Genomic DNA, 25,660 nt, shown 5'->3' on the forward strand with positions numbered 1-25,660 from the left:
CGCCCGGTTCAGCGGGAGTGCCGCTGCCCGTACGGCTGCTGCGCGCGCGGGAGCTCGTACGCGGCGCCGGAGACGGCGGGTGTCGTGTCCAGTCGGGCCGTGATCACCAGCGTGCCCTCCTCGATCTGGTAGTCGAGGGGGAGGCCGAGACCGCGCATGGCCGCGACCATGCCGGTGTTGGAGGACTGGGTGACGGCGTACACGCTGTCGCAACCGGTCTCGGCGGCCATCGCGATGAGGCGGCCCAGCAGTTCGGAGCCGATGCCGCGGCGCTGCCAGTCGTCCTCGATCAGGAGCGCGACCTCGGTCTCGTCCCCGTCCCACAGCAGGTGGCCGAGGGCGACGAGCTTGCCGGACGCGGTGGTGGCGGCCAGCGTACGGCCGAACCGGGGGCTCAGCAGGTGGCTGAGGTAGCGGTCGGCGTCGGCGACGGGGCCGTGGTAGCGCAGGCCCAGGGTGCGCTCGGAGCAGCGGTCGTGCATGGCGCGGGCGGCGGGGAGGTCGGAGCCGTCGGCGCGGCGCACGGTGATCTCGTTGCCCTCGGGCAGGGTCAGCACGTCCTGGCTGCGCGGGACGCGCGGGCCGAGCCGGGCGTCGAGCTCGACGAGGGCGCGGGCCCGGGCGAACTCGGTCGGGGTGAAGGGCAGGTACGGGCGCTCGACGGTGATGGCGCCGCCCGAGGGGTCGCGCAGCCGCATCACCGTCGCCTCCAGGACGCCCTCGACCGGGGCGTCGGCGCCGGCGTTGGGGCGGCCGGAGAGGGTGGTGGCCGGGATCGAGTGGATGGTGCAGCGGCCGAGCAGCTGGCGCAGCGCCAGCGGCAGTTCGGCGGCGTCCAGGGCGGTACGGGTGGCCAGGCTCAGGACGCGGGTCGGGGTGTCGACGAGGTCGTGCGCGTCGGCGCGTTCGATCCAGGTGCTGTGACCGCCTGCTCCGGCGACGGCGCGCGAGAGTTCGGAGGAGGTCAGCTGGTGCGGGGAGCGCAGCAGGAACTCGTCGACGGTGCCGCCCTCGGGGAGCGGGTGGGTCTGCAGGGTCAGGATGTCTACGTGGTGGTGGGCGAGCGCGCTGCAGATCGCGGCCAGGCTGCCCGGCTCGTCCCGTACGGTCGTCCGCATCCGCCACAGGGAGGTGGTGGGGGCGGTGGCGCTCTCGGACGCGGACGCGACCGGATCGGCGCCCGCGGCCGGATCGGAGGGCGCCGTGCCCGGCGGCGGTGCATGGCTGTTGTGGCGGCGTGCCCACCAGGTGTGGAAGGCCGTCGTGACGAGGAGCGCGACGGCCGAGGCGATGAGCAGGACCGGGCCGTGGGGGCCGTGCGCGACGAGGTTGGCGATGCCGTCGGCGACCGCGACGGCGCAGAACAGCGCGGCCAGTTCGACGAGGTCGCGTCGCCAGTGGTGGCGGTGGTGGCGCTGGGCGGGGGCGTGGTTGCGTTCAGTCATGCATGCCACTGTGACGCAGGGGTGTTGCGTGATCACGAACGATCTGTGTCCGCCTGGTTAAGTGTCCGTCTGGCCGATTTCGCCCGGTTTTCCGAGCGGGCGCGGGCATCCGGAATCCGCGACGGCGGGCCGGGGGCCGGGTCCGGGGCGCCGGGACCTCCTCGGCTCCGGCGCCGGCGGCCCGGGGCCGCGGCTCTCCCGGGCCCCGGACCTGCGGTCGCTACTGACCCACGCGTCCGGGCCGGAGCGAGGTGGTGAAGAGTACGCCGCCTCCCTGGCGGCGCAACCGGACGGTGAGCTCCCCGCTCTCGCCGTCGATGTCGACCTCCCCGTAGTACGGGGGGTTCTCGGACGGTGACATGTTGGCGACCGGGGCGGACTGGACGTACGCGGTCTCGGGGCCGAAGGTGGCGTCGAGCTTCCCGGCGGGGAACCCGCCCGCGCCGACGGGACCGGAGACGAACTCCCAGAACGCCGCGAAGTCGGTGAAGGCGGCCCGCTCGGGGGCGTAGTGGTTCGCGGCCGTGTAGTGGACGTCGGCGGTGAGCCAGAGGGTGCCGGTGATGCGCTGGTGCTTGATGTGGCGCAGGAGTTCGGCGATCTGGAGCTCGCGGCCGAGCGGGGCGCCCGGGTCCCCCTGGGCGACGGCCTCGAAGTTCGCGGTCCCGTCGGGGACGACGATGCCCAGCGGCATGTCGGAGGCGATGACCTTCCATGTGGCCCGGGAGCGCGACAGCTCGCGCTTGAGCCAGGCCAGCTGCTCCCGGCCCAGGATGCCGATGGGGTCCACGGTCTGGCGGCCGGGCGAGTTGGCGTCGCGGTAGGTGCGCATGTCGAGGACGAACACGTCGAGCAGCGGCCCGTACCGCATCACCCGGTACATGCGGCCCTCGGCGCGGCCGCCGCGGAGGTCGGTGACCGGGAAGTACTCGCCGAAGGCGCGGCGGGCGCGGCCGGCCAGGGTGTCGACGTCGCGCACGGTGTAGCGGGGGTCGTCGATCACCTGGCCGGGGTACCAGTTGTTGCGCACCTCGTGGTCGTCCCACTGGGCGAGGACCGGTACCTGGGCGTTGAACTCGCGCAGGTTGCGGTCGAGCAGGTTGTAGCGGAAGTTCCCGCGGAACTCGTCGAGGGTCTCGGCGACCTTCGACTTCTCCTCGGTGGTGATGTTGCGCCAGATGCTGCCGTCGTGCAGCGGGACGGAGGCCTGGATCGGCCCGTCGGCGTAGATGGTGTCCCCGCTGAAGAGGAAGAAGTCGGGGTCGCGCCGGCGCATCTCGTCGAAGACGCGGTAGCCGCCGAGGTCCGGGTTGATGCCCCAGCCCTGGCCCGCGAGGTCCCCGGACCACAGGAAGCGCACGTGGTGGCGGCGGGATACGGGGGTGGTGCGGAAGGTGCCGCGGACCGGCTCGCCCGTTCGGCGAGGGTCGTCCGGGTCGGCCAGGACCACCCGGTAGTGGATCTGCTGCCCGGGCGGGAGGTCGCGCAGGGTCGAGGTGCCGGTGAAGTCGGTGGCGGGGCCGAGGAAGGGGCCGCCGTGCCGCCGGACGCCGTAGCGGAAGGACTCGCTCGGGGAGGTCTCGACGTACATCCGCGCGGGGCGGTCGGAGCGGGTCCAGACCGTGGCCGAGTGCGCGGTGATCTCACCGGACTGGGTGCCCCACGGCGCGCTCGGGCGCCCGGAGCGGGTGAACGCCGCGGCGGTGGTGGGCGCGGCGAACGCGGGCGCGGCGAGCGCGCCGGACAGGGCAAGGCCCACCGGAACGGCGAGTGAACCGCCGAGCAGGGACCGTCGGGTGTGCGGCATCGGTGCCATCGGAGCGTCTCCAGGGGCCGGCGGGGACGGGTCGGACCAGTGTGCCGTCGCACACGGGCCCGCCCGCGTCGCCGAACCGAACCGTGGATGAACAGCCGTCAGCCGCTCAGGCCGAGTGGCCGGTTGTGGCGCGCACCGTGTCCAGAACCACGCGGCAGACCAGTGCGGGGTCGTCGTTCATCGGTACGTGGCCGCAGCCGCGGAGCCGGACCAGGCGGGCGTCCGGGACCGTGTGCTTGGCGCGTACGCCCTGGCGGGGCAGGAGCAGACGGTCGCGGGAGCCCCAGGCGATGGTGACCGGCAGGCCGGGCACGTTCGCGGTGAACCGCACGGAGCGGCCCGCGGCCAGCGTCTCCTCGAAGCCGGTGGCCTCGCGCAGGGCGAGGGTCTCGGCGACCACGGCCTCGGGGGAGCGGCGGGCCGGGTGCGCGTAGATGGTGCCGGTGAGCGCGGCCCGGCCGGCGGCGCTGCGCGAGAGCCGTTCCAGGGTGGAGGGGGGCAGTGTGAGCGCGCCGACGCGCATCGCGCGCAGGGTGGCGAAGGCGTACTTGCGCTCCGCCTCGGTCCAGAACCCGGCGGGGGAGAGCGCGGTGACCGAGCGGACGAGGCCGCTGCGGCCCATTTCGAGGGCGAGGAGCCCGCCGAGGGAGTTGCCGACGACGTGCGGGCGCTCGACGCCGAGCGCCGCGCAGAGCGCGCCGAGAGCGGGGACGAAGGTGCCGAGGTCGTACGGGACCCCCTGGGGCAGCGGCTCCGAGGCGCCGAAGCCGGGCAGGTCGACGGCGATCACGTCGTGCTCGGCGGCCAGGATGTCGGTCACCGGGTGCCAGGCCTGGAGGTGGTGGCCGATGCCGTGCAGCAGGAGGAGGGGTGTGCCCGCGCCCTTGCGTTCGTAGGCGACGGTGGCGGTGCGGGGGCCCAGCTGCGATTCGATCGGGAAGGAGACCGTGGCGGTCATGCTGCTCCTCGTCGGGTGGACGCGTGTGAGACAGGTTGTCAGTAATGACTACCGCCATGATTACCGCCCGGTAGCCCGGCGGGACAAGCCTCCGGCGCGTGTCGCGGTGAGCAGAACATCGCATGAACGGCTTGATACGTATGCCCGATGTGCCCGGTAAAGGGGTGAGGATTGGTCTTGACCAAGGGGGTGTGCCGTCCTATCGTCGCAGGGATAGTGCAGGAACCTTTAATAAACAAAGGCGCGGAACTGCCGCTGGAACACGGCGATTGCAGCGATGGCAGGAGGAGTCAGGGTGGGGACCACGCAGCTCGAAACGGTGCCGGAGCCTAAGTACTGGCACCTCAAGACCGTCCTCAGCGAAGCGCTCGACCAGGACTTCGCGGTGGGCGAGATCCTGCCGAACGAGCGCGAGCTCGCCGCCCGCTTCGGAGTCGCCCGCGCGACCCTGCGGCAGGCCCTGGAGCAGCTCGAACTCGAAGGACGGCTGCAGCGCCGCCGCGGGGTCGGCACCACCGTGGCCCCGCCGCGCGTCGGCGTCGCGGTCGGCAGCTCGGTGCAGGGCTGGCCCGGCGAGAGCGTCGACGGCTGGGAGCTCGTGGACGCGGACGGGGCCGAAGCCGCCCTGCCGTCCGCCGCCGTCCTGAAGCTGCTGGGTGGCGCCGCCGTCGCCGACGGGCCCGTGCACACCGTGCGCCGGACCAGGGTCTCCCACGGGCAGGCCGTCGCCGCCGAGCTGCTGTACGTCCCGGCCGCTTCCGTGCCCGGCCTCTCCGCCATCGACGCCCCGGACGGAACCGCCCGCGCCCGGGCCGTGCTGCGCGAGCTCCAGCGGCTCTCCCTGGAGGGGCAGGACCGTTCGGTGGAGCTCGGTTCGGCGCGCGCCGATGACGCCAAGGAACTGGACCGGCTGCCGGGTGCGCCGGTGCTCGTGGTCACGACCCGGTACTTCACCGCCGCGGGGACGGCGGCCGTCTCGGTGGCCACGTACCGCGCGGACACCTGCCGCCTGACCTTCGGAGACTCGGGCGACGTGGAGATAACGCACGAAGCCCGCGTCGCCTCCTGACCCGGCGTCCCCGCTGACTCCGGCGTCCTCGCTGACCCCGGCGTCATGGCGTCCCCGTACGCCTTTCGACGGCCCCCTTCCGGCCCACCCGCCGGGAGGGGGCCGTTTCGCGTCGCCCGCCGCGGCGGGTCAGCGGCGGCGGGTCGTGACCGTCTTCTCCACCGCGAAGAGCTCTTCCTCCACGTGGTCCAGCGCCAGGCGCAGGGCTCCGGTGGCCACCGCGGCCTCGCCGAGCAGTGACTGCGCCACCCTCGGGGGGCGCAGGCAGTAGCGCTCCAGCTCCCGGCGCAGCGGGTCCAGGACCCCGTTCAGGCCGGCCGCCCAGCCGCCGACCACGACGAGCTCCGGATCCATGGCCAGGACCAGCGCCGCCACGTCGTGCACCAGCCGCTGGATGAAGCGCTCCACCGCGGCCACGGCCCGCTCGTCGCCCCGGCGGGCCATCGTGAACACCTCGGCCACCGCCTGCTCGTCCAGCGGGTGCAGCGGTTCGCCGGTCGTGGACAGCAGCTTCTCGGGCGTGACGTCGCGCCCCAGCAGGTGCAGGGCGCCGATCTCGCCGGCCGCCCCGCCGTACCCGCGGTGCAGTCGGCCTCCGATCAGGGAACCCGCGCCCGGGCTGAGCCCCGCCATCACGAACACCATGTCGTCGGTGTCCTGGGCTGCGCCCTTCCAGTGCTCGGCGACCGCGGCCGCGTTGGCGTCGTTCTCCACTTGCACCGGACAGCGGAACGAGCGCCGCAGCCGCTCCCCGAGCGGCAGGCCCGTCCAGCCCGGCAGGGCCGTGCCCAGGCGCACGGTGCCGTCCGCCTCCACGATCCCGGGGCTGCCGACGCCGACCGCCCGCAGGGAGTCCCGCGGTACGCCCGCCCGCCGCAGGAGATCGGCCACGGCCGCCCGTACCCGCTCCAGCCGCTCGTCGGCGGACGCCGTCTCGGCGACCTCCTTGGTGCCGGCGCCGATGACCCGCCCGTCCAGCCCGGAGAGCAGCACGGCGACGCGGTGCGAGCCGATCTCGATGCCGAGCAGATGCCCGGCCTCGGCGCGGAAGCGGTAGCGCCTCGCCGGCCGGCCCTGGCGCCGCGCGCCTTCTTCCGCGCCGGCCTCGACGACGAGCCCGGTCCCGATCAGCCCCTCGACCACGCCTTCTACGGTCGGCCGGGACAGCCCGGTCACCCGGGTGAGGTCGGTGAGGGTCGGCGATCCGGCCGCCCGCAGCGCACGCAGCACCACGGCCGAATTGATTCGCCGGAGCAGAGAGGGATCCCCGCCGGTCAGCTGCCCCAACGTGTGTCCTCCCAGCTAGCGAGCTTGTCTGCCGGATCGTACTGTGCGCCCGGGGTCGCTGCGAGACGCAGCCCCCCATCGGCCGGAACCGGCTCCTCCCTCACGCCGGGGCGACGAATCCCGACTCGTACGCCGTGATCACCGCCTGGGTCCGGTCCCGCGCCCCCAGCTTGCCCAGGATCGCGCTCACATGGGACTTCACCGTCTCCGTGCCGACGATCAGCTCCTTGGCGATCTCGACGTTCGTCAGCCCGCGCGTCATCAGCCTCAGCACGGCCTCCTCCCGCTCAGTGAGCGCGGCCCGCTCCAGCACCGCCCGCGCCTGCCGGTTCCCGTACTCGGCGGCCAGAGCCCGCACGGCCGCCGGGAACAGCAGCGTCTCGCCCTCCGCCACCAGCCGCACCGCGTGCACGATCTCGGAGGGGCGGGCCCGCTTCAGCAAGAACCCGTCGGCACCGGCCCGCAGCGCCTGGTACACGTACTCGTCGTTCTCGAACGTGGTCACCACGAGGATCTTCGGCGGGGAGTCCACGGTCCGCAGCACGGCCCGTGTCGCCTCGATCCCGTCGAGCAACGGCATCCGTACGTCCATGGCCACCACGTCCGGCCGCAGCTGCCGCACGAGGGGGACGACGGAGGCCCCGTCGGCCGCCTCACCCACCACTTCGATGTCGGGCTGGGCATCCAGGACGGCACGCAGACCCGCGCGCACCAGGGGTTCGTCATCGACGAGCAGAACGGTAACCGGCATCCGGTCAGCGTATTCGCTCCAGCGGAAGCCGGGCGCGCACCCTCCAACTGCCCTCGAAGGGACCGGTCTCGGCCTCTCCGCCGAGGAGCGCCGCCCGCTCCCGCATCCCGCGCAGCCCGCTCCCGCTGCCGGGGCTGAAGACGGGCCCTTGCGGCAGCGGGTTCGTGACCTCCATGTCCAGCCTGCCGACGGCCATCTCCACCCGGATCCGTACCGGTACCGGACCGCAGTGCCGCAGTACGTTCGTGAGTGCCTCTTGCAGGATCCGGTAGCCCTCCCGGGTGACCGGGCCCGGCAACTGCTCCAGTGGTCCGGTCAGTTGTGCGTCGACCTCCGCGCCCGAGGCGCGGGCCGACTCCAGCAGCCGGTCCGCCTCGGCCAGCGTCGGCCGCTGCGATACGGGCTGCGCCGACTCCCGCAGGACCAGCAGGACCCGTTCCAGGTCCTCCAGCGCGGCCCGGCCCGTCTCCTCGATCGCGCTCAGCGCCCGGTCGGTGAACTCGGGGTTGCCCGCGGCCCGGGCCGCTCCCGCCTGGACCACGGCCACCGTCAGGGCGTGCCCGATCGAGTCGTGCAGCTCCCGCGCGATGCGCGTGCGCTCCAACAGCTGCTCGGTGCGGGCTTCCAGGGCGGTGAGCCGCTCGGCGGCCGACGGCCCCAGCAGCCGGCGCGCGATAGCGGTGACCAGCTCTCCCAGCAGCACCACTATGACGATGAGGAGGACCAAGGGCACCGGAACGAGCAGAGCGGCGGCCCAACGCGGGGGAGTGAAAGGGATCATGAGGTCCGAATGGAGCGGATGCCCGAGCGCGGCCGCGACCAGTTCGACCGTGGTCGTCGGGAGCCACACGGTCGCGGCCATGGCGGCGAGCGCGATGGCGAGCCGCGCTTCGAGCCACAGCAGTGTCCGCCAGCGGTCGCCCCACCGTGCCGACGGCGCGGCACTGATGCCGCTGTCGGTGGTGTCGCGATCGTGCGGTGTGAGCAGGAACTGCGCCTGAAGCCCCTCCGCCAGCCGCACCCACGGCACCAGGCCGAACGGTATGACGATGACCAACGGCATCCACGGCCACGCCGGCTCTATGAACATCCACAGGGCCAGCAGCAGCACGGGCACGCACAGATGCAACCAGCGTGAGTAGGTCACCGGTTGGAACGGGGCACGGAGCAGTCGGTACATGCCCCCATCGTGGCAGTGACCGGCGAGGATGCGTCTCCCCCACGTGGGGGAGACGGGACCCTCGCATGGGGGAGGAAGGGGGGTGGGGCGGGCGGCGAGTCTTGAGCCATGAACAGCATCGAGATCCGAGAACTGACCAAGGAGTACGGCCGCACCAGGGCCGTGGACCGCCTCACCTTCGACGTCCTGCCGGGGCGGGTCACCGGATTCCTCGGCCCCAACGGCGCCGGCAAGTCCACCACGATGCGCCTGCTGCTGGGCCTGGACCGGGTCACCTCCGGCACGGCCACGATCGGCGGGGCCCGGTTCACCGATTTCCCCGACCCGCTCCACCGGGTCGGCGCCCTCCTGGACGCCCAGGCGGCCCACGGCGGGCGCACGGCCCGCGACCACCTGCGCTTCCTGGCCGCCGCCAACCGCATTCCGGTGCGCCGGGTGGAGGAGGTGCTGGAGCAGGCGGGGATCGCCTCGGCGGCGAAGAGGCGGATCAAGACGTTCTCACTCGGCATGCGCCAGCGCCTCGGCATAGCGGCCGTGCTGCTGGGGGATCCCGAGGTGCTGCTGCTGGACGAGCCCACCAACGGGCTCGACCCCGAAGGAATCATCTGGATCCGCGAGCTGATGAGGGGCCTCGCCGCCGAGGGCCGCACGGTGCTCGTCTCCAGCCATCTCATGTCCGAGACCGCGGCGCTGGCCGACCACTTGGTCGTGCTCGGGCAGGGCAGGCTGCTGGCCGACTCCTCGATGGAGGAGTTCATCGAGGCCCGCAGTACCCCGAAGGTGCGGCTGCGCACCTCGGATCCGGTCCGGCTCCGTGCGGCCCTGGCCCGGGACGGCTTCGAGTTGGCTGCCGCCGACGGCGAGCGCTGGACCGTGGAGGGCATACGGGCCGAGCAGCTCGGCCCCATGGCAGCCCGCGAGGGCATCCCCGTGCTGGAACTCTCCGACGAACGCGCCTCGCTGGAGCAGGCCTACCTCGACCTCACGGCCGACCACGCCCAGTTCGCCGCAACCCACTGACTTTCACTCAGACCCAAGGAGGCCTCGCCATGAGCGCCGCTCTGCCCACCGTCCCCGTCCTGCACTCGGAATGGATCAAGATACGGTCCCTGCGTGGCACGTTGGGGGCGTTGATCGCCATACTCGTGGCCACCGCCGGGATCCAGGCGCTGGCGGCCGCCGCCATAGGCCAGGCGGAGGCGGGCGGCCTGGGAGAGGACCCACTGCTCGGAGCCTTCTACGGCATCAACTTCGGCCAGATAGCGGCGTTCACCTTCGGGGCGAGCGCCCTGGCCGCCGAGTTCCACAACGGCGCCCTGCGCACGACGTTGACCTCGGTGCCGAACCGGACCCGCTTCTACCTGTCGAAGATCGCCATGGTGGGTGCGCTCGCCTTCCTGGTGGGTCAGGTCACCGGACTGCTCACATTCCTCCTGGGACAGGCGTTCATGGGCCGGCACGCGCTGTCGCTGGGGGACCCGGGTGCCCTCCGGGCCGTCTTCGGCAGTGGGGTGTACCTGACGCTCATGGCCCTGTTCGCGGCCGGACTGACGGCGGTGCTGCGCAGTGCGGCGATCGTCCTGAGCGTGCTCATACCCTTCGTCGTGATGGTGCCGTTCATCATCGGCCAGGCCGCGGGCGGTGTCGCCGAATTCCTCCCGGACCAGGCGGGGCAGCTCGTCCTGCATCTGGAGTCCACCGGTCGGCTCGGTCCCTGGAGCGGCCTCGGGGTGCTCGCGCTGTGGGCGGCGGCCGCGTTGGCCGGGGGCTGGCTGGCGGTGCGCCGGCGTGACGCGTGACGCCGGGCCAGTTGTCAGACCCCGGCGCGATACTGACGGCATGACCACGGCAGAGCATCTCGACACGATCGACCGGCTCCGGACGCGTGCTTTCCCCGACGTCCGGGGCAGGTCCGAAGTGGGCACCAGCGGGCCCGGCTACCACCTCGCCGAGCTGGGCGGCAGCCGGTGGTACGGGGACGAGGACGCGGCCGATCGCCTGGCGCACGAGGACCAGGTCTCCGCCGAGTTCGAGGCTCTGACCCAGCGGCTGGAGGAGCGCTGGGGCAAGCCGGACCGGTTCACACTCGACAGCCTGCGGCTGCGGACGGAGACCCGGGAGGTGACGCAGCCGTGGCAGGAGATCGGCGACACCAGCGACCACCTTCACCTCTGGCGGGTCGGGGACCGCTGGGTCACCGTCTACGAGGCACGGTGGGGGGCCGACCACTCGCCGCAGCTGATGGCCGCGGTGACCGTGATCGACCCGCCCTAGGAATCCGGGGTCTGGTCGGCGGCCGTGCGGAGGCGGGCGTACTCCTGGGCCATGGACTCCGCGGTCCAGTGGGCGTTGAGGCCGCTGGGATTGGGGAGCGCCCAGATCCGGGTGGAGCCGATGGTCCGGTCCTGGGGCCCGATCTGGGCCTTCCGCTCGCCGAAGGCCGTCCGGTAGGCGGTGACTCCGACGACGGCCAGCCACTGCGGGCGCAGCAGTTCCACCTTCGAGGTCAGGATGCGGCCGCCCTCGCGGAATTCCTCGGCGGTCAGCTCGTCGGCCCGGGCCGTGGCGCGGGCGACGACGTTGGTGATGCCGAGCCGGTAGGCCAGCAGCTCCTCCTGCTCCGCGGGGTCCAGGCGGCGCGGGGTGAAGCCGGACAGGTGCAGGACCGGCCAGAAGCGATTGCCGGGGCGGGCGAAGTGGTGGCCCGTCGCGGCGGAGAGGAGACCCGGATTGATCCCGCAGAACAGCACGCGCAGACCGCCCGTGACCACGTCCGGGAGGAAGCGGTCACGGGCGGCGTTCAGCTCTTCGGGGGTCAGAGGATCGACCCCGGGGCGTACCCGGCGGCCTCCGGGTGCTGCTTGGCGATCGCCTCGATACGAGAGATCACCGTGGCGACCTGGTCACCGGCCGCGCCCGTGAAGGACAGCTTGTCGGCCATCAGGGCGTCGAGCTGCGCCCGGTCCAGCGGCATCCGCTCGTCGGCGGCCAGCTTGTCCAGCAGCTCGTTGCGCTCGGCGCCCTGCTCGCGCATGGCGAGCGCGGAGGCCACCGCGTGCTCCTTGATGACCTCGTGGGCGGCCTCGCGGCCGACACCCGCCCGCACCGCGCCCATCAGGACCTTGGTGGTCGCGAGGAACGGCAGGTAGCGGTCCAGCTCGCGGGCCACGACGGCCGGGAAGGCGCCGAACTCGTCGAGGACCGTCAGGAAGGTCTCCAGCAGGCCGTCGAACGCGAAGAACGCGTCGGGCAGGGCCACCCGGCGGACCACGGAGCAGGACACGTCGCCCTCGTTCCACTGGTCGCCGGCCAGCTCGCCGGTCATCGAGGCGTAACCGCGCAGGATGACCATCAGGCCGTTGACGCGCTCGCAGGAGCGGGTGTTCATCTTGTGCGGCATCGCGGAGGAGCCGACCTGGCCGGGCTTGAAGCCCTCGGTGACCAGCTCGTGGCCGGCCATCAGGCGGATCGTCTTCGCGATCGACGAGGGGGCGGCCGCCAGCTGCACCAGGGCGGTGACCACGTCGTAGTCGAGCGAGCGGGGGTAGACCTGGCCGACGGAGGTGAAGGCCTGGGCGAAGCCGAGGTGGGCGGCGATCCGCTGCTCCAGGTCGGCCAGCTTCGCGGCGTCGCCGCCCAGCAGGTCGAGCATGTCCTGGGCGGTGCCGACCGGGCCCTTGATTCCGCGCAGCGGGTAGCGGCCGAGCAGGTCCTCCAGCCGGGCGTAGGCGACCAGCAGCTCGTCGGCCGCCGTCGCGAACCGCTTGCCCAGGGTGGTCGCCTGCGCGGCGACGTTGTGGGAGCGGCCGGCCATGACCAGCTCGGCGTGCTCGCCGGCCAGCTTGCCCAGGCGGGCGAGGACGGCGACCGTGCGGTCGCGGGCCAGCTCCAGCGAGAGGCGGATCTGGAGCTGCTCGACGTTCTCGGTGAGGTCGCGCGAGGTCATGCCCTTGTGGACGTGCTCGTGGCCGGCGAGGGCGTTGAACTCCTCGATCCGGGCCTTCACGTCGTGCCGGGTGACCTTCTCGCGCTCGGCGATGGAGGCGAGGTCGACCGTTTCCAGGACGCGCTCGTAGTCGGCGAGGGCGGCGTCCGGGACCTCGATGCCGAGGTCCTTCTGGGCGCGGAGCACGGCGAGCCACAGCCGCCGCTCCAGCGTCACCTTGTACTCGGGGGACCACAGGACGGCGAGCTCCGCGGAGGCGTAGCGGCCGGCCAGGACATTGGGGATGCGGGGCTTGGCTGTCACGTGTAGGGATTCTACTTGGGCTACGGCTGTGCGTTTACGCAGGTGGGGACCCTGCCCCGGATTGTGCCTTGCTACGAGAGCGGCTCGCCCGCGGTGGCCCGGTACGGCAGCAGCTCCGGGCGCTTGGCCGGGCGGCCGTCCCCGGAGGAGCGGCCCGTCAGCCGGCGGCCGACCCACGGCAGCAGGTGCTGCCGGGCGAAGCTCAGGTCCTGTGAGCGGCGCGAGGCCCAGCCGGGCGGCACGGCGGCGGGGAGTTCGGTGCGCCAGTCCTGTTCGGGCGGCAGGCCCAGCGTCTGCCAGACGGCCTCCGCGACCCTGCGGTGGCCCTCGGCCGTCAGGTGCAGCCGGTCCACGTCCCACATGCGGGGATCGGCGAGCGCCGCGGCCCCGTACAGGTCGACCACCAGGGCCCCGTGGCGGGCGGCGAGCTCCTCGATGATGACGAAGAGCTCCTCCATGCGCGGCCGGAACCGGTCCATCACGGGCCCGTTGCGCCCCGGCGAGCGCATCAGCACCAGCGTCTTGCACGTGGGCGCCAGCAGCCCCACGGCCTCTTCCAGGTGCCCGCGCACCCTGCCCATGTCCACCTTCGGCCGCAGGGCGTCGTTCAGACCGCCGACCAGCGTCACCACGTCCGCGCCCATCGCCGCCGCGACCGGGGCCTGGTCCTCGGCGATCTGCCCGATCAGCTTCCCGCGCACCGCGAGGTTCGCGTAGCGGAAACCGGGCTCGCGCGCCGCGAGGCGGGCGGCCAGCAGATCGGCCCAGCCGCGGTAGGAGCCGTCGGGCAGCAGGTCGGACATGCCCTCCGTGAAGGAGTCGCCGACCGCGACGAAACTGGTGTAAGAGGCATTCATCTCCATGGCGCAGCGATGCTACCGCGCGGTACCCCGGCCGTGCAGGGCCGGGGCACCGTCGCGGTGGCGACCACGTCAGGCGGAGGCCGGCCTGCCGAACAGCTCGCGCAGCACGTCCTCCATCGTGACCAGGCCCGTCATCGCCCCGCCCGAGCCCATGACCGCCGCCAGGTGGGTCCGGCTGCGCCGCATCGCGGTCAGCACGTCGTCCAGCGGGGTCTCCGCCCGCACCTGGGCGATCGGGCGCAGCGCGGACACGGGGAACGGCTCGTCCCGCTCCGGCCCGTCCGCGTCCAGGGCGTCCTTGACGTGCAGGTATCCGAGGATCCCGGCCTGCGCGTCGATCACGGGGAAACGGGAGTACCCGGACTCGGCCGACAGGTGCTGCAGGGCCGTCGGCGTGACGCCCTCCCGGGCCACGACGACCCGGTCCAGCGGCAGCACCACATCGGTGACCGGCCGCCGGCCCAGCTCCAGGGCGTCGTGCAGCCGCTCGCTCGCACGGTCGTCGATCAGCCCCGCGTCACTGGAGTCCTTCACGATGCGGGCCAGCTCGTCGTCCGAGAACGTCGCCGCGACCTCGTCCTTCACCTCCACCCGCAGCAGCCGCAGCAGGAGGTTGGCGAAGGCGTTGATCGCGAAGATCACCGGCCGCAGCGCCCGGGTCAGGGTCACCAGCGGCGGCCCGAGCAGGAGCGCGGTGCGCACCGGCTCGGCCAGGGCCACGTTCTTCGGCACCATCTCGCCGAAGAGCATGTGCAGGTACGTCGCCAGGGCCAGCGCCACGACGAACGAGATCGCGTGGGTCAGCCCGGAAGGCACCCCGACGAGGTCGAACAGCGGGGTCAGCAGATGCGCGATGGCCGGCTCGGCGACCACACCCAGCACCAGGGTGCACAGGGTGATGCCCAGCTGGGCCGCCGCCATCAGCGCCGACACGTGCTCCAGCGCCCACAGCACGGCGCGGGCCCGCCGGTCGCCCTGCTCGGCGTACGGCTCGATCTGGCTGCGCCGTACCGAGATCAGCGCGAACTCCGCGCCGACGAAGAAGGCGTTGACGACCAGGGTCGCCAGGCCGATCAGCAGTTGGATGACCGTCATCGGGCCCCCTCCCCACCCTTGTCCGACGAATCCTGTGCCGGGTCGGCCGGGGCGTGCAGCAGCACCCGCGCGGCACGCCGGCCGCTCGCGTCCTGCACGTCGAGCCGCCAGCCGGCCAGCTCCATGCTGTCGCCGACGGCCGGGATCCGGCCCAGCTCCGTCGCTATCAGCCCGGCGAGGGTCTCGTACGGACCGTCCGGGACGCGCAGTCCGATCCGCGCCAGCTGGTCGGTGCGCACGGCGCCGTCGGCGGAGTACAGGCGGCGCCCGGAGGCGTCCGTACCGGCCGGGGCCAGGTCGGAGGTCTCGTGCGGGTCGTGCTCGTCGCGCACCTCCCCGACGACCTCCTCGACGATGTCCTCCAGGGTGACCACGCCGGCCGTCCCGCCGTACTCGTCGATCACCACGGCCATCGTCTGGCGGCCGGACAGCAGGTCCAGCAGCCGGTCCACGGTCAGCGACTCGGGTACCAGCAGCGGATCGCGCAGCAGCCGGGAGACGGGGCGGCGATGGCGTTCCTCGGCGGGCAGCGCGAGCACGTCCTTGATGTGGACGGTGCCGACGACGGTGTCGAGACTGCCCCGGTAGACGGGGAAGCGGGACAGGCCGGTCGCGAGCGTCGCGTTCGCCACGTCCTCGGCGGTGGTCTGCACGTCGAGGGCCGTGACCTGGACCCGCGGGGTCATGACGTTCTCGGCGGTCAGGTCGGCCAGGTTCAGGGTCCGCACGAACAGCTCGGCGGTGTCCTTCTCCAGGGCGCCCGCCTTCGCGGAGTGCCGGGCCAGCGCCACCAGCTCCTGCGGGGTGCGCGCGGAGGCCAGCTCCTCGGCCGGCTCCATGCCGAGCCGGCGGACCATGTGGTTCGCCGTGGTGTTCAGGTGGCTGATGAACGGCCGGAACGCCCGGGTGAAGACCCGCTGCGTGGTGGCCACGCGTTTGGCGATGGCCAGCGGCGAGGAGATCGCCCAGTTCTTGGGCACCAGCTCGCCGACGACCATCAGGACGACGGTCGACAGCACGGTGCCCAGGATCAGGGCGGTGGAGGAGGCGGCGCCGGCCGACAGCCCGAGGGCCTCGAAGGGGCCCTGGAGCAGGGCGGCGATCGAGGGCTTGGAGATCATGCCGATGACCAGGCCGGTCACGGTGATGCCGAGCTGGGCTCCGGAGAGCTGGAACGTCAGGCTCCGGACGGCCGCGAGGGCGCTCTCGGCGCCGCGCTCGCCCCGTTCGGCGGCCTGTTCGAGCTCACTGCGCTCGACGGTGGTCAGCGAGAACTCGGCCGCGACGAAGGCGCCGCAGGCAAGGCAGAGCAGCAGCGCCACGAGGAGCAGGAGCACTTCGGTCATCGGTCGGTCACCTCCGTCCCATGATCGGCCAGGAGGAGGGGTGTCGCGCGATGTCGGGTACTGGGGGGCTCGCCCATGGGCGGACGCTCACACCTTTCGTTCGGGTCGGCTCCGGGTCGGCCGACTGCTGGTCACCATAGTAAAGGAAAGGCAAAGAGGGCGGATCATTCTTTTGGCGGAGCGCAACCGGATGATGGGATCCGGCCATGAGCGATCTTCACGTCGGTCCCGCGTCCGCCGGTGATCTCGCCGCCGTGCTCGGCTTCTGGAAGACGGCCGCCGAGGGCACGAGTATCAGTGACGACCTCGCCGGGGTCGAGCGCCTCCACGCCCGCGATCCGCAGGCCCTGCTGCTCGCCCGGCGCGAGGGGGAACTGGTCGGCACGGTGATCGCGGGCTTCGACGGCTGGCGCTGCCACCTCTACCGGCTCGCGGTGCACCCGGACCACCGCCGCCAGGGCATCGGATCCGCGCTGCTGGCCGCCGCGGAGGAGCGGTTCCGCGAGCTCGGCGGACGGCGCGCGGACGCGATGGTGCTGGACCGCAACGAGCGGGCGCGGGGAGCCTGGGCCGCGGGCGGCTACCACCCCGAGGACCACTGGACGCGCTGGGTCAAGCCGCTGGTCTGAGGTCCGGCCCGAAGGACCGCGCGGCATCTTCGAGGGCTACGCGGGACCGCGGCGCGCCGTACCGATCACGCAGTACGAGCTCGGAAGCGCCGGCCCGCGCTCCGGCAGACGGAAGGTGCGGGACGAGGTGACCCGGAAGCCGGCGTCCTCGATCGCGGCGACGGGCTCCCGGGCGGTGTGGCACCCGCCGAAGAGACGGGGCCAGACGGTCCGGTCCAGCATCCGCTGAACGGCGGCCATGCCGGCGGCGGGCGCGCGGCCGTGCTCGAAGAAGCGCAGCTCGGCGTCCGGGCGCAGCACCCGGTGGAGCTCCGAGAGCGCGCGCGGCAGGTCCCGTACGGTGCACAGCACCAGGGAGGCCACGGCGGCGTCGAAGGCCTCGCTCTTCACCGGCAGCGCCTCGGCGACCCCCGGCACGAGATCGACCGGGACCTCGGCGCGCAGGGCGGCATCGGCCGCGAGCCGGCGGAGGCGGCGCTCCGGTTCGACGGCGACGACCTCGGAGACGGCGCGCGGGTAGTGGGCGAAGTTCAGGCCGTTGCCCGCTCCGATCTCGATGACGCGGCCCGACACCCCGTGCAGGAGCTCACGACGGAGATCGCGCACCCCGCCGCGGGCGTCGGCGGCGTTGCTGAGCCGGGCGTAGAACCGGGCGAACAGCGGATGGTCGACGGAGTCCGGGTCGCGGTGCGGTGAGGGCATGGCGGACCTCCGGGTGAAGGGCGACGGACGGGTGGGTCTGCCGGGCGTGTGCCCCGCTCGGACGCCCCGTAACCCGTGCCGTGGGCGCGCGGGTGACGGCGCGCGGCCGCCCTCTGAGTACGCGTACTCATGTGCCCGGCGCGGCGCGGTGATGACAATCGGCTGATCGCAGGATTCGAGAGCGGAGACCCCGTGACGCCCCGTACGCCCCCCGCAAGTGCGGTGCTGCTCGCCGCAGGGCTGCTCGTCCTGACCGCCTGCGGAACCACGGTGCCGGGGACCGCCGCGGCCCCGCCCCCATCCCCATCCCCGTCCCCGTCCCTGAGCCCGACTCCGGATTACGCAGCCCGGGCGGCGGCCGCGGAGGCCCGCCACGACGCGCTCTTCCCCGAGGTGGCCGCGGCGTGCGCCGGGAAGCCGACCGCCGTCCCGAGCCGGTCGGCCACGCCGGACGGCCTGCCCACGGACCCCGAGGCGCGCAAGTACGCGGAGAACCACGGGTACAAGCAGCAGGGCACTCTCACGCCCGCGGCCCAGTGCCGGGGCGACGCGCACGCCGCCCGGATCAAGGCGGCGCTGGGCGGCTCCGAGGGGAAGGGCGCGCCGCGGACGGCGCAGGAGCTCGGCGCGCTGCTGACCGGGATGGGCTACAAGCCGGAGCCCCCGGACGTGTACGCATCGAGCACGGGCAACCTGTCGTTCGTGCTGTCGATCCCGGAGAGCGGGCCGTGCGTGACGGGTCATCTGACCCCGCCGGTGAGCGTGAAGGCGCACGCCGTCTACGTGGAAGGCGGCTGCAACGAACCCCGCGGTGGCCACTGACCCGTCGGCCGGGCCTGCCGGCACACCGCTCAGGGCTGCCAGGCCGTCAGGAAGGACTCCGGCGACCACGAGCCCGAGAGGTCGGCGCAGAGCCACGTCGGGGCCGCCTCGCGGAAGGACTCCGGGGACAGGGATCCCGAGGACTCGGGCACGACGCCCAGCAGCGGGAGCCCTGAGGACGAGGGGAGGTCCGCCAGGTTGCAGCGGCAGGCCAGGTCCGGCTCCGCCGGCCAGCTGCCGATGACCACGCCCGGCGCCGCCAGGCCCCGCGCCCGGAGGGCCTCCGCCGTCAGCGTCGTGGAGTTGAGGGTTCCGAGGGCGGGCGGGGTGACCACCAGGACCGGGGCGTCGAGCAGGCGGGCGGCGTCGGCCAGGGTGTGACCGGCCTCGTCGAAGCGGACCAGCAGCCCGCCCGCCCCCTCCACCAGGACCAGGTCGTGGGAGCGGGACAGCTCCCGCGCCGCGTCCGCGATCTCCTGGGGGGAGAGCGTCGGCAGGCCCGCCCGGCGGGCCGCCGTGTCCGGGGCCAACGGTTCCGGATAGCGGGCCAGTTCCACCGCAGTGACCGAGGGCCCCGCGAGGCGGACCACCTCCGCAGCGTCGCCCGGAGCGCCGGGTTCCATGCCCGTCTGGGCCGGCTTCAGGACCGCCACCGAGCGGCCCGCCGCCACCGCGGACGCCGCGACCGCCGCCGTGACCACCGTCTTGCCGATCTCCGTGCCCGTGCCCGAGACCACCAGTACCGTCATGTCAGCCCTCCTGTGCCGCCGCGCACACCGCGCGGCAGATGCGTGCCACGTCGGCGTCGCCCGTGACGAACGGCGGCATCACGTAGATCAGGTCCCGGAAGGGGCGTACCCACACGCCCTCGCGGACCGCGGCCCGGGTCGCCGCGGCCACGTCGACCTCGTGCGTCAGCTGGACCACGCCGATCGCGCCCAGGACCCTTACGTCCCGCACACCGGGCAGCTCCCGGGCCGCAGCCAGGCCCTCCAGCAGGCCCGCCTCGATGCGCTTGACCTCGCGCTGCCAGTCCTGCCCGAGGAGCAGGTCGATCGAGGCCAGAGCCACGGCCGTGGCGAGCGGATTGCCCATGAAGGTGGGCCCGTGGGCCAGGATCGGGACGGCGCCAAGGGAGATGCCGTTCGCCACCCGCTCCGTGCACAAGGTGGCGGCCAGCGTGAGGTAGCCGCCGGTCAGGGACTTGCCGAGGCACATCACGTCAGGAGTGATCCCGGCGTGGTCCGCCGCGAACAGGGCGCCGGTGCGGCCGAAGCCCGTCGCGATCTCGTCCAGGATGAGCAGGACGTCGTACTCGTCGCACAGTTCGCGCATCACCCGCAGGTATCCGGGGTTGTGGAAGCGCATGCCGCCCGCGCCCTGCACCACCGGTTCCAGGATCACCGCGGCCAGCTCGTCCGCGTGCGCGGAGAGCAGGGAGCGCAGGTGGTCGACGTACGCGGGGTCCACGGGCGCGTCGAACCCGCTCGGCGGGACGTCCGCGAAGAGCTGCTGCGGAAGGATCCCCGACCAGAGCTCGTGCATGCCGCCCTCGGGGTCGCAGACGCCCATCGGCGTCCAGGTGTCCCCGTGATAGCCGCCGCGCCAGGTCAGCAGCCGGGTCTTGCCGGACCGGCCGATGGAACGCCAGTACTGCAGGCACATCTTCACCGCGACCTCGACCGAGACCGACCCCGAGTCGGCGAGGAAGACGTGCTCCAGGCCGGGCGGGGTGATCTCGACCAGCCGGGAGGCGAGGCGGACGGCGGGCTCGTGGGTGAGCCCGCCGAACATCACGTGTGACATGCGGCCGAGTTGGCCGGTCACGGCCTCGTTCAGCACCGGGTGGTTGTACCCGTGGATCGCCGACCACCACGAGGACATGCCGTCGACCAGCTCGTCCCGGCCCTGCGCGGGCTCGGCCAGCCGCAGCCGCACGCCCGAGGCGGAGGAGACCACGAGGGGCTCCTGCCGCCCGGGCATCGGACCGTACGGGTGCCAGACGTGCTGCCGGTCCAGCGCGAGCAGCTCGGCGGCCGGCAGCGGGTGGTGCTGATCAGGCATTGGGGGCGAGGTCCGTTCCCGCGCCCCGGCGGCGGACCGCCACCAGGTCCGAGCGGACCTCCCCGGCCGGAGCCTGGGCGGGCGCCCCGGCGGGCACGGGCGCCGGCGCCTCGGCCGCCGCCTGCGCGGGAACGGCCTCGTGGCCCGAGCAGCCGCCGCACGCCGAACCGCAGCCCGCCTCGGCCGCCGAGGACCCGCACGGGCTCTGACCCGCCGCGGCCCTGGCCGCCGCCAGCGCGTCGGCGCGGTGCGCCGGCAGGGTCGTCGTACCGGCGCCCTCCACCTCGAAACCAGCGTCCGCGATCATGTCGAGGTCGGCCTGGCCGGCCTGGCCCTCACTGGTGAGGTAGTCGCCGAGGAAGATGGAGTTGGCGATGTTCAGCGCGAGCGGCTGCATCGAGCGCAGGTGCACCTCGCGGCCGCCGGCGATCCGGACCTCCACGTCGGGGCAGACGAACCGGACCATCGCCAGGATCCGCAGGCAGCGCTGCGGGGTGAGGTTCCACTCCTTGGCCAGCGGGGTGCCCTCGAAGGGGATCAGGAAGTTGACCGGCACCGAGTCCGAGTCCAGCTCGCGCAGCGAGTAGACGACGTCGACCAGGTCCTCGTCGCTCTCGCCCATGCCCGCGATCAGACCGGAGCAGGCCGACAGGCCCGCCGCGTGCGCCTTTTGCACCGTGTCGACACGGTCCGCGTAGGTATGGGTCTTGGTGATCTGGCCGTACGTGGCCTCGGAGGTGTTGAGGTTGTGGTTGTAGGCATCGGCACCCGCGTCCTTCAGACGCTCCGCCTGGCCGTCCGACAGCAGACCCAGGCAGGCGCAGACCTCGACGCCCTCGTTCTGCTCCTTGATCGCCTCGATCGTCTTGCCGACCCGGTCCACGTCCCGGTCCGTCGGGCCGCGCCCGCTCGCCACCAGACACACGCGCTTCGCGCCGCCCGCGACACCGGCCGCGGCGGCCTGCGAGGCCTCGTCCGGCTTGAGCCACGTGTACTTGAGGATCTCCGCCTTCGATCCCAGTCGCTGGGAGCAGTAGGAGCAGTCTTCGGGGCAGAGGCCCGATTTCAGGTTGACCAGGTAGTTCAGCTTGACCCGACGCCCGAACCACTGGCGGCGCACCTTGCCGGCCGCGGCCACCACGTCGAGCAGTTCGTCGTCAGAGGTCGCCAGTACGGCGAGCGCCTCTTCGCGGGTCGGCAGCTCGCGCCGCAGCCCCTTGTCCACCAGGGTGTTCAGCAGGTCCATGACGCCGATCCTGGACTACACGAGCACTCCCGGCCAAGGAGAGATCGCACAACATGGCCGGAACGGAGTGTGTGGATCGCCACACCTGGCACTCAAGTGGCGGCCGTTAGGGTCAGGCAGGTCTGTGGACTGCCGACAAAAAACGAGGACCCGCCGATGAGCCAGCACAGCCCCGAGCCCGATGACGTGTTCGCCTGGATCGACGACGCGGAGCGGGCCCGTGAGCAGGCCGGACTCGTCCGGACGCTGCGCCCCCGCCCGGCCGCCTCGCCGCTGCTGGACCTCGCGAGCAACGACTACCTCGGTCTGTCCCGCCACCCGGAGACCGTACGCGGCGCGCGCGAGGCCGCCGAACGGTGGGGGGCGGGGGCCACTGGATCACGCCTGGTGACCGGTACGACCGAGCTTCATGCGGAGCTTGAGCGCGAGCTCGCGGAGTTCTGCGGATTCGAGGCCGCGCTCGTCCTGTCCTCCGGGTACGCCGCCAACCTGGCGGCCGTCACCGCGCTCAGCGACCGCGGCACCCTCGTCGTGTCCGACGCCGGCAACCACGCCTCTATCGTCGACGGCTGCCGGCTCTCGCGCGCCGCGGTCGAGGTGGTCCCGCACTTCGATCCGGAGGCCGCGCGCAAGACGCTCGGCACGCACGAGGGCCGCGCGCTGCTGGTCAGCGACTCGGTGTTCTCCGTGGACGGGGACGCCGCCCCGCTCGCCGCGTACGCCGCCGCCTGCCGGGAGGGGGGCGCGGCCCTGGTCGTGGACGACGCGCACGGGCTGGGCGTCCTGGGGGAGGGCGGCCGAGGAGCCCTGCACGCCGCCGGACTCGCGGGCGCGCCCGGTGTGGTCGCCACCCTCACGCTCTCGAAGTCCCTGGGCAGCCAGGGCGGGGCCGTGCTCGGTCCGGCCAAGGTGATCCGGCACCTGGTCAACACGGCCCGGACCTTCATCTTCGACACCGGGCTGGCACCGGCCGCCGCGGGTGCGGCGCTGGCGAGCCTGCGCCTGCTCCGGCGGGAGCCGGAGCGCGCCGGCCGGGCCCGCGAGGTGGCCGACCGGCTGTACGGGCGGCTCACCGCGTCCGGCCTGACCGCGGCCCGGCCGGACGCGGCCGTGGTGTCGGTACGGGCCCCGTCGGCTTCGGCGGCACTGCGCTGGGCCGCCGACTGCCGCGAGGCAGGTCTGTCCGTGGGGTGCTTCCGTCCGCCGTCGGTGCCGGACGGCATCTCCCGGCTGCGGCTGACCGCACGGGCCGATCTCACGGGGGACGAGATCGACCGGGCCGTCGAGACGATCCTGAAGACCGCCCCGGCCGGAGCCACGGACTGCTAGGGCCTCACGCGAGCACGTCCGCGTCCGCCCGTACGGCTGCGAGGAAGCCGTCCCAGGCCGGCCCGGTGAAGAGCAGGGCCGGGCCGTCCGTCCGCTTCGAGTCGCGGACGGCCAGCAGGCCGCCGCCACCGAGCACGGCGGTTTCCACGCAGTTGTTCATTCCGGTGCTGCGGCTGCTCCGCCGCCACCGCGCGCTGATCAGAAGTCCGCTGGTGGAGAGGGGGGTTGCGGACACGGGGGTGCCTCCTTACGCGTCGTCAGCGAGTGAGCTGATGAGATCCGACGAGTCCTGGGGCGGTAGGGCGTGCGCCTGGATGGTGCGGAATGCGGCGCTGTACGCCTCTAGGTCTTCCTTCCGCTCCAGGTAGAGGCTACTCGTCAAATGGTCGAGTACCACCACATCCAGATCGGCGATGTTCGGAAATGAGAAGATCACGAACGGTCCTGTGAGGCCGAGATGACCCCCCACGCTGAACGGCAGTACCTGCAAACGCACTTGCGGCAACCGGGCCACCTGCACCAGATGCCGCAACTGCGCCGCCATCACCCCGGGCCCGCCGATCTGCCGCCGCAGCACCGCCTCGTCCAGCACGGCGCTCAGCTCCAGCGGCGGAGCGGCCCGCAGCACCGACTGCCGGGCCAGCCGTACGTCGACCAGCGCGTCCACCTTGGGTTCCGGCAGCCCGCCCAGCGCGGCCCGGGTCACCGCCCGCGCGTAATCCGGGGTCTGCAACAGGCCCGGCACCACCGAGAGCTCGACCGTACGGGCCGAACGGGCGCTCGCCTCCAGGCTGATGAAGTCCCGGTACTCCTGGGGCAGGAGGCCCCGGTAGTCGTGCCACCACTGGCGGCCGCGCCCGGCCTCGCCGCCGCCCGGCCCGGGTCCCGCCGCCGAGGCCGACAGGGCCTCCAGCAGCGCCCGCTGCTCGGGGCTGACCACCTTCGCGTACACATCGAGGAGGAGGCGGATGTCCTCCGGTTTCACGCCACTGCGCCCTGTCTCGATGCGGCTGATTTTCGACTGGTGCCATCCCGCGATCCGGGCGGCCTCACCACTGGTGAGTCCGGTCCGGTCGCGCAGGGCGCGCAGTTCCTCGCCGAGCTTGCGCCGACGCACCGCGGGACCGTGCTGCATACCCGCCTCCTTCCACCGGCACAGCTCGCACCAGTCTGCCGTCCAAATACGCTCTTCCGTAGCAGAGTTCACTGCATTGAGCGACAGATATATGCATATCTTGGGGGAACGGCCGCGCCGACGGGACGATGGGTGGCACTCTGGCGTCCAGCACAGATCCGGGGCGGTTCGCCCCGGTGGGAAAGGGACCGTCGCCATGGCAGACCTCCAGGAAGCATCCGTCACCCTGCCGAGCGATCCCGCCTCGGTCGCCACCGCCCGCCGCTACGTCGCGGAGGTGCTCGGTGAATGGGGACTGCCCGACGAGGCCGACACCGCCGACAGCGTGCGGCTGATCGTCTCGGAGCTCGCCACCAACGCCGTCCAGCACACGTTCGGCCAGTCGCCCACCTTCACCGTCGACGTCCGCCTGGAGCGCGGGGAGTGGCTGCGCGTCGGCGTGACCGACAGTCACCCGCGCTGGCCGAGGCGCCTCCCGGCCGCCGTCCAGCAGGACAACGGCCGGGGCATGGTCATCATCCGCTGGCTCACCGCCGAAGCGGGCGGCCGGCTCTCGGTCAGCCCCACCGAGGATGGCGGCAAGACCGTCTGGATCGCCCTTCCCTGGCCTGTCGGGGCTCCCGCGAAGAGCGTCTCCGGCTGTTGACGCGGGCTCAGCCCTGCCCGCGCTCCGCGGCTCCGCGCTCGATGCACAGCTCGTTGCCCTCCGGGTCGGCGAGGACCACCCAGCCGAGGCCGTCCTCCCGGCGCCGGTCGTCCACCAGCTTCGCCCCGAGCCCGACCAGCCGCTCGACCATCTCGTCCCGCGTACCGCTCGGCGGCTGGATGTCCAGGTGGACGCGGTTCTTCAGGGACTTGGCGTCCGGCACCCGGATGAACAGCAGGCCCGGCACCCCGGGCTGCCCCGGGTCCAGCAGGACCTCCTCGTCCCCCTCGACGTCGTCCGGGTGGATCGGGAAGCCGGTCACCTCGGACCAGAACCCGGCCGTCCTGTAGGGGTCGAGGGCGTCGAAGGTGATGTGCCGTACGGGGTTCGCGAACATGCGTCTCCTCATGGGTGGCCGTATACGGAACCGTCCCCGGGCGGACCGGGAGTAGAAGCCCCGGAGTTGAACCGGGTGCTTCCCCGAAACGTGGGTTAACGCGGCGGAAAAGCGCGGCGCCTAGCGTGGCGGGCACGACGTTCCGTCAATGATCACCCATCCTTCGGCAAAGCGCCGGTGGTCGGGGCGGAAAGCCTTCCCCCGCATTGGGCAAGAGACGCTTGGCTCGGATATGTGCAGGTCAACAAAGTGTTGAAGGCAGCTAGGGTCGGCCCGGCGCGACGCTGATCTGGTCCCGGAAACTTGGTGATACGAGTGCAACTGACACCGCACGAGCAGGAACGGCTGCTCATCCACGTGGCCGCGGACGTGGCCGAGAAGCGCAAGGCGCGCGGCGTCCTCCTCAACCACCCCGAGGCGGTCGCCCTGATCACCTCGCACATCCTCGAAGGGGCCCGCGACGGGCGGACCGTGGCCGAGCTCATGGCTTCGGGCCGCACCGTGCTCGGGCGCGCCGACGTGATGGAGGGGATCCCCGAGATGATCCACGACGTCCAGGTCGAGGCGACCTTCCCGGACGGAACCAAGCTCGTCACCGTCCACGACCCGATCGTCTGAAGGGGAGAACCCG

At 72.7% G+C, this 25,660-nt stretch carries 27 protein-coding genes; 9 read left to right on the top strand and 18 right to left on the bottom strand.

Features of this window, described 5'->3' with window-relative positions; translation table 11 throughout:
* Nucleotides 1-8: 8 nt before the first annotated feature.
* The 3 genes from ACFYXV_RS29710 to ACFYXV_RS29720 all read right to left on the bottom strand — a co-directional run bounded on the left by ACFYXV_RS29710 (nt 9) and on the right by ACFYXV_RS29720 (nt 4,219).
* The gene (locus ACFYXV_RS29710) at nt 9-1,445 is read right to left on the bottom strand and encodes a GNAT family N-acetyltransferase (protein WP_389384547.1); all 1,437 of its coding nucleotides are present in this window, start codon (nt 1,443-1,445) and stop codon (nt 9-11) included.
* A 220-nt stretch (nt 1,446-1,665) separates the two neighbouring features.
* Complete coding sequence (locus ACFYXV_RS29715) at nt 1,666-3,261, bottom strand: alkaline phosphatase D family protein (protein ID WP_389384548.1); 1,596 nt, start codon at nt 3,259-3,261, stop codon at nt 1,666-1,668.
* A 106-nt stretch (nt 3,262-3,367) separates the two neighbouring features.
* Nucleotides 3,368-4,219: an alpha/beta fold hydrolase gene (locus ACFYXV_RS29720; RefSeq protein ID WP_389384549.1), complete on the bottom strand. Its 852-nt coding sequence runs from the start codon at nt 4,217-4,219 to the stop codon at nt 3,368-3,370.
* A gap of 295 nt (nt 4,220-4,514) precedes the next feature.
* On the opposite strand from ACFYXV_RS29720, the gene ACFYXV_RS29725 reads away from it, so the two are divergent.
* Nucleotides 4,515-5,288 carry a GntR family transcriptional regulator gene (locus ACFYXV_RS29725; protein WP_389384550.1) on the top strand — a complete coding sequence of 258 codons (774 nt, stop codon included), beginning with the start codon at nt 4,515-4,517 and terminating at the stop codon, nt 5,286-5,288.
* 129 nt (nt 5,289-5,417) lie between these two features.
* On the opposite strand, the gene ACFYXV_RS29730 is transcribed toward ACFYXV_RS29725, so the two are convergent.
* The 3 genes from ACFYXV_RS29730 to ACFYXV_RS29740 form a co-directional block, all read right to left on the bottom strand.
* On the bottom strand, nt 5,418-6,575 hold the full coding sequence (locus ACFYXV_RS29730) for an ROK family transcriptional regulator (protein WP_383348432.1): 1,158 nt from the start codon (nt 6,573-6,575) through the stop codon (nt 5,418-5,420).
* 100 nt (nt 6,576-6,675) lie between these two features.
* The gene (locus ACFYXV_RS29735) at nt 6,676-7,326 is read right to left on the bottom strand and encodes a response regulator transcription factor (RefSeq protein WP_366103260.1); all 651 of its coding nucleotides are present in this window, start codon (nt 7,324-7,326) and stop codon (nt 6,676-6,678) included.
* A gap of 4 nt (nt 7,327-7,330) precedes the next feature.
* On the bottom strand, nt 7,331-8,506 hold the full coding sequence (locus ACFYXV_RS29740) for a sensor histidine kinase (RefSeq protein ID WP_389384551.1): 1,176 nt from the start codon (nt 8,504-8,506) through the stop codon (nt 7,331-7,333).
* A 108-nt stretch (nt 8,507-8,614) separates the two neighbouring features.
* Between ACFYXV_RS29740 and ACFYXV_RS29745 the strand changes: the two genes are divergently transcribed.
* Genes ACFYXV_RS29745 through ACFYXV_RS29755 form a run of 3 tightly spaced genes read left to right on the top strand, consistent with a single transcriptional unit; the run spans nt 8,615 to nt 10,780 of the window.
* Nucleotides 8,615-9,526, top strand: a complete 912-nt coding sequence (locus ACFYXV_RS29745; RefSeq protein WP_389384552.1) for an ABC transporter ATP-binding protein — start codon at nt 8,615-8,617, stop codon at nt 9,524-9,526.
* A gap of 29 nt (nt 9,527-9,555) precedes the next feature.
* On the top strand, nt 9,556-10,305 hold the full coding sequence (locus tag ACFYXV_RS29750; protein ID WP_385462873.1) for an ABC transporter permease: 750 nt from the start codon (nt 9,556-9,558) through the stop codon (nt 10,303-10,305).
* Nucleotides 10,306-10,345: 40 nt separating this feature from the next.
* A complete protein-coding gene (locus ACFYXV_RS29755; RefSeq protein WP_385462870.1) occupies nt 10,346-10,780 on the top strand; it encodes a hypothetical protein in 435 nt (144 codons plus the stop codon).
* Here ACFYXV_RS29755 and mug read toward each other — a convergent pair.
* From mug to ACFYXV_RS29780, 5 genes are all read right to left on the bottom strand, one after another.
* Nucleotides 10,777-11,325 carry a G/U mismatch-specific DNA glycosylase gene (gene mug, locus ACFYXV_RS29760; protein WP_389384592.1) on the bottom strand — a complete coding sequence of 183 codons (549 nt, stop codon included), beginning with the start codon at nt 11,323-11,325 and terminating at the stop codon, nt 10,777-10,779. The two genes, ACFYXV_RS29755 and mug, sit on opposite strands and share 4 nt — an antisense overlap.
* A complete protein-coding gene (gene purB / locus ACFYXV_RS29765) occupies nt 11,322-12,755 on the bottom strand; it encodes an adenylosuccinate lyase (protein WP_383348417.1) in 1,434 nt (477 codons plus the stop codon). Before purB ends, mug begins: the two co-directional genes overlap by 4 nt.
* Before the next feature lie 71 nt (nt 12,756-12,826).
* Nucleotides 12,827-13,618 carry an SGNH/GDSL hydrolase family protein gene (locus tag ACFYXV_RS29770; protein WP_385462866.1) on the bottom strand — a complete coding sequence of 264 codons (792 nt, stop codon included), beginning with the start codon at nt 13,616-13,618 and terminating at the stop codon, nt 12,827-12,829.
* Between the two features lie 69 nt (nt 13,619-13,687).
* Nucleotides 13,688-14,713, bottom strand: a complete 1,026-nt coding sequence (locus ACFYXV_RS29775) for a hemolysin family protein (RefSeq protein WP_385462863.1) — start codon at nt 14,711-14,713, stop codon at nt 13,688-13,690.
* Complete coding sequence (locus tag ACFYXV_RS29780) at nt 14,710-16,059, bottom strand: hemolysin family protein (protein ID WP_389384553.1); 1,350 nt, start codon at nt 16,057-16,059, stop codon at nt 14,710-14,712. Before ACFYXV_RS29780 ends, ACFYXV_RS29775 begins: the two co-directional genes overlap by 4 nt.
* 206 nt (nt 16,060-16,265) lie before the next feature.
* Here ACFYXV_RS29780 and ACFYXV_RS29785 point away from each other — a divergent pair, with 206 nt between their 5' ends.
* The gene (locus ACFYXV_RS29785; protein WP_389384554.1) at nt 16,266-16,688 is read left to right on the top strand and encodes a GNAT family N-acetyltransferase; all 423 of its coding nucleotides are present in this window, start codon (nt 16,266-16,268) and stop codon (nt 16,686-16,688) included.
* Between the two features lie 36 nt (nt 16,689-16,724).
* Here the strand turns inward: ACFYXV_RS29785 and ACFYXV_RS29790 are convergent, their stop codons facing one another.
* Nucleotides 16,725-17,390: a class I SAM-dependent methyltransferase gene (locus tag ACFYXV_RS29790; protein ID WP_389384555.1), complete on the bottom strand. Its 666-nt coding sequence runs from the start codon at nt 17,388-17,390 to the stop codon at nt 16,725-16,727.
* A 192-nt stretch (nt 17,391-17,582) separates the two neighbouring features.
* On the opposite strand from ACFYXV_RS29790, the gene ACFYXV_RS29795 reads away from it, so the two are divergent.
* Nucleotides 17,583-18,212: a hypothetical protein gene (locus ACFYXV_RS29795; protein WP_389384556.1), complete on the top strand. Its 630-nt coding sequence runs from the start codon at nt 17,583-17,585 to the stop codon at nt 18,210-18,212.
* A gap of 29 nt (nt 18,213-18,241) precedes the next feature.
* Here the strand turns inward: ACFYXV_RS29795 and bioD are convergent, their stop codons facing one another.
* Genes bioD through bioB form a run of 3 tightly spaced genes read right to left on the bottom strand, consistent with a single transcriptional unit; the run spans nt 18,242 to nt 21,522 of the window.
* Nucleotides 18,242-18,961 (bottom strand): dethiobiotin synthase, encoded by a 720-nt coding sequence (bioD, locus tag ACFYXV_RS29800; RefSeq protein ID WP_385462848.1) that lies wholly within the window; start codon nt 18,959-18,961, stop codon nt 18,242-18,244.
* Nucleotide 18,962: 1 nt separating this feature from the next.
* A complete protein-coding gene (locus ACFYXV_RS29805; RefSeq protein ID WP_389384557.1) occupies nt 18,963-20,276 on the bottom strand; it encodes an adenosylmethionine--8-amino-7-oxononanoate transaminase in 1,314 nt (437 codons plus the stop codon).
* Complete coding sequence (bioB, locus tag ACFYXV_RS29810) at nt 20,269-21,522, bottom strand: biotin synthase BioB (RefSeq protein ID WP_385462842.1); 1,254 nt, start codon at nt 21,520-21,522, stop codon at nt 20,269-20,271. The genes ACFYXV_RS29805 and bioB overlap by 8 nt, the downstream gene beginning before the upstream one ends.
* Before the next feature lie 156 nt (nt 21,523-21,678).
* Between bioB and ACFYXV_RS29815 the strand changes: the two genes are divergently transcribed.
* Nucleotides 21,679-22,851, top strand: coding sequence for an 8-amino-7-oxononanoate synthase (locus tag ACFYXV_RS29815; RefSeq protein WP_389384558.1), 1,173 nt, complete (start codon nt 21,679-21,681; stop codon nt 22,849-22,851).
* Between the two features lie 4 nt (nt 22,852-22,855).
* Here the strand turns inward: ACFYXV_RS29815 and ACFYXV_RS29820 are convergent, their stop codons facing one another.
* Together ACFYXV_RS29820 and ACFYXV_RS29825 are read right to left on the bottom strand one after the other, a co-directional pair.
* Nucleotides 22,856-23,086, bottom strand: a complete 231-nt coding sequence (locus tag ACFYXV_RS29820) for a DUF397 domain-containing protein (protein ID WP_389384559.1) — start codon at nt 23,084-23,086, stop codon at nt 22,856-22,858.
* Between the two features lie 12 nt (nt 23,087-23,098).
* Nucleotides 23,099-23,986 carry a helix-turn-helix domain-containing protein gene (locus tag ACFYXV_RS29825; RefSeq protein ID WP_385462835.1) on the bottom strand — a complete coding sequence of 296 codons (888 nt, stop codon included), beginning with the start codon at nt 23,984-23,986 and terminating at the stop codon, nt 23,099-23,101.
* Between the two features lie 196 nt (nt 23,987-24,182).
* Here ACFYXV_RS29825 and ACFYXV_RS29830 point away from each other — a divergent pair, with 196 nt between their 5' ends.
* The gene (locus ACFYXV_RS29830) at nt 24,183-24,632 is read left to right on the top strand and encodes an ATP-binding protein (protein WP_389384560.1); all 450 of its coding nucleotides are present in this window, start codon (nt 24,183-24,185) and stop codon (nt 24,630-24,632) included.
* 7 nt (nt 24,633-24,639) lie between these two features.
* Here ACFYXV_RS29830 and ACFYXV_RS29835 read toward each other — a convergent pair whose 3' ends face one another.
* On the bottom strand, nt 24,640-25,029 hold the full coding sequence (locus tag ACFYXV_RS29835; protein WP_389384561.1) for a VOC family protein: 390 nt from the start codon (nt 25,027-25,029) through the stop codon (nt 24,640-24,642).
* Between the two features lie 315 nt (nt 25,030-25,344).
* Here ACFYXV_RS29835 and ACFYXV_RS29840 point away from each other — a divergent pair, with 315 nt between their 5' ends.
* The gene (locus ACFYXV_RS29840; protein WP_048476832.1) at nt 25,345-25,647 is read left to right on the top strand and encodes an urease subunit gamma; all 303 of its coding nucleotides are present in this window, start codon (nt 25,345-25,347) and stop codon (nt 25,645-25,647) included.
* The last annotated feature ends 13 nt before the right edge of the window (nt 25,648-25,660 follow it).

This window comes from Streptomyces sp. NPDC002181 (genome assembly GCF_042890485.1).
Lineage (GTDB): Bacteria > Actinomycetota > Actinomycetes > Streptomycetales > Streptomycetaceae > Streptomyces.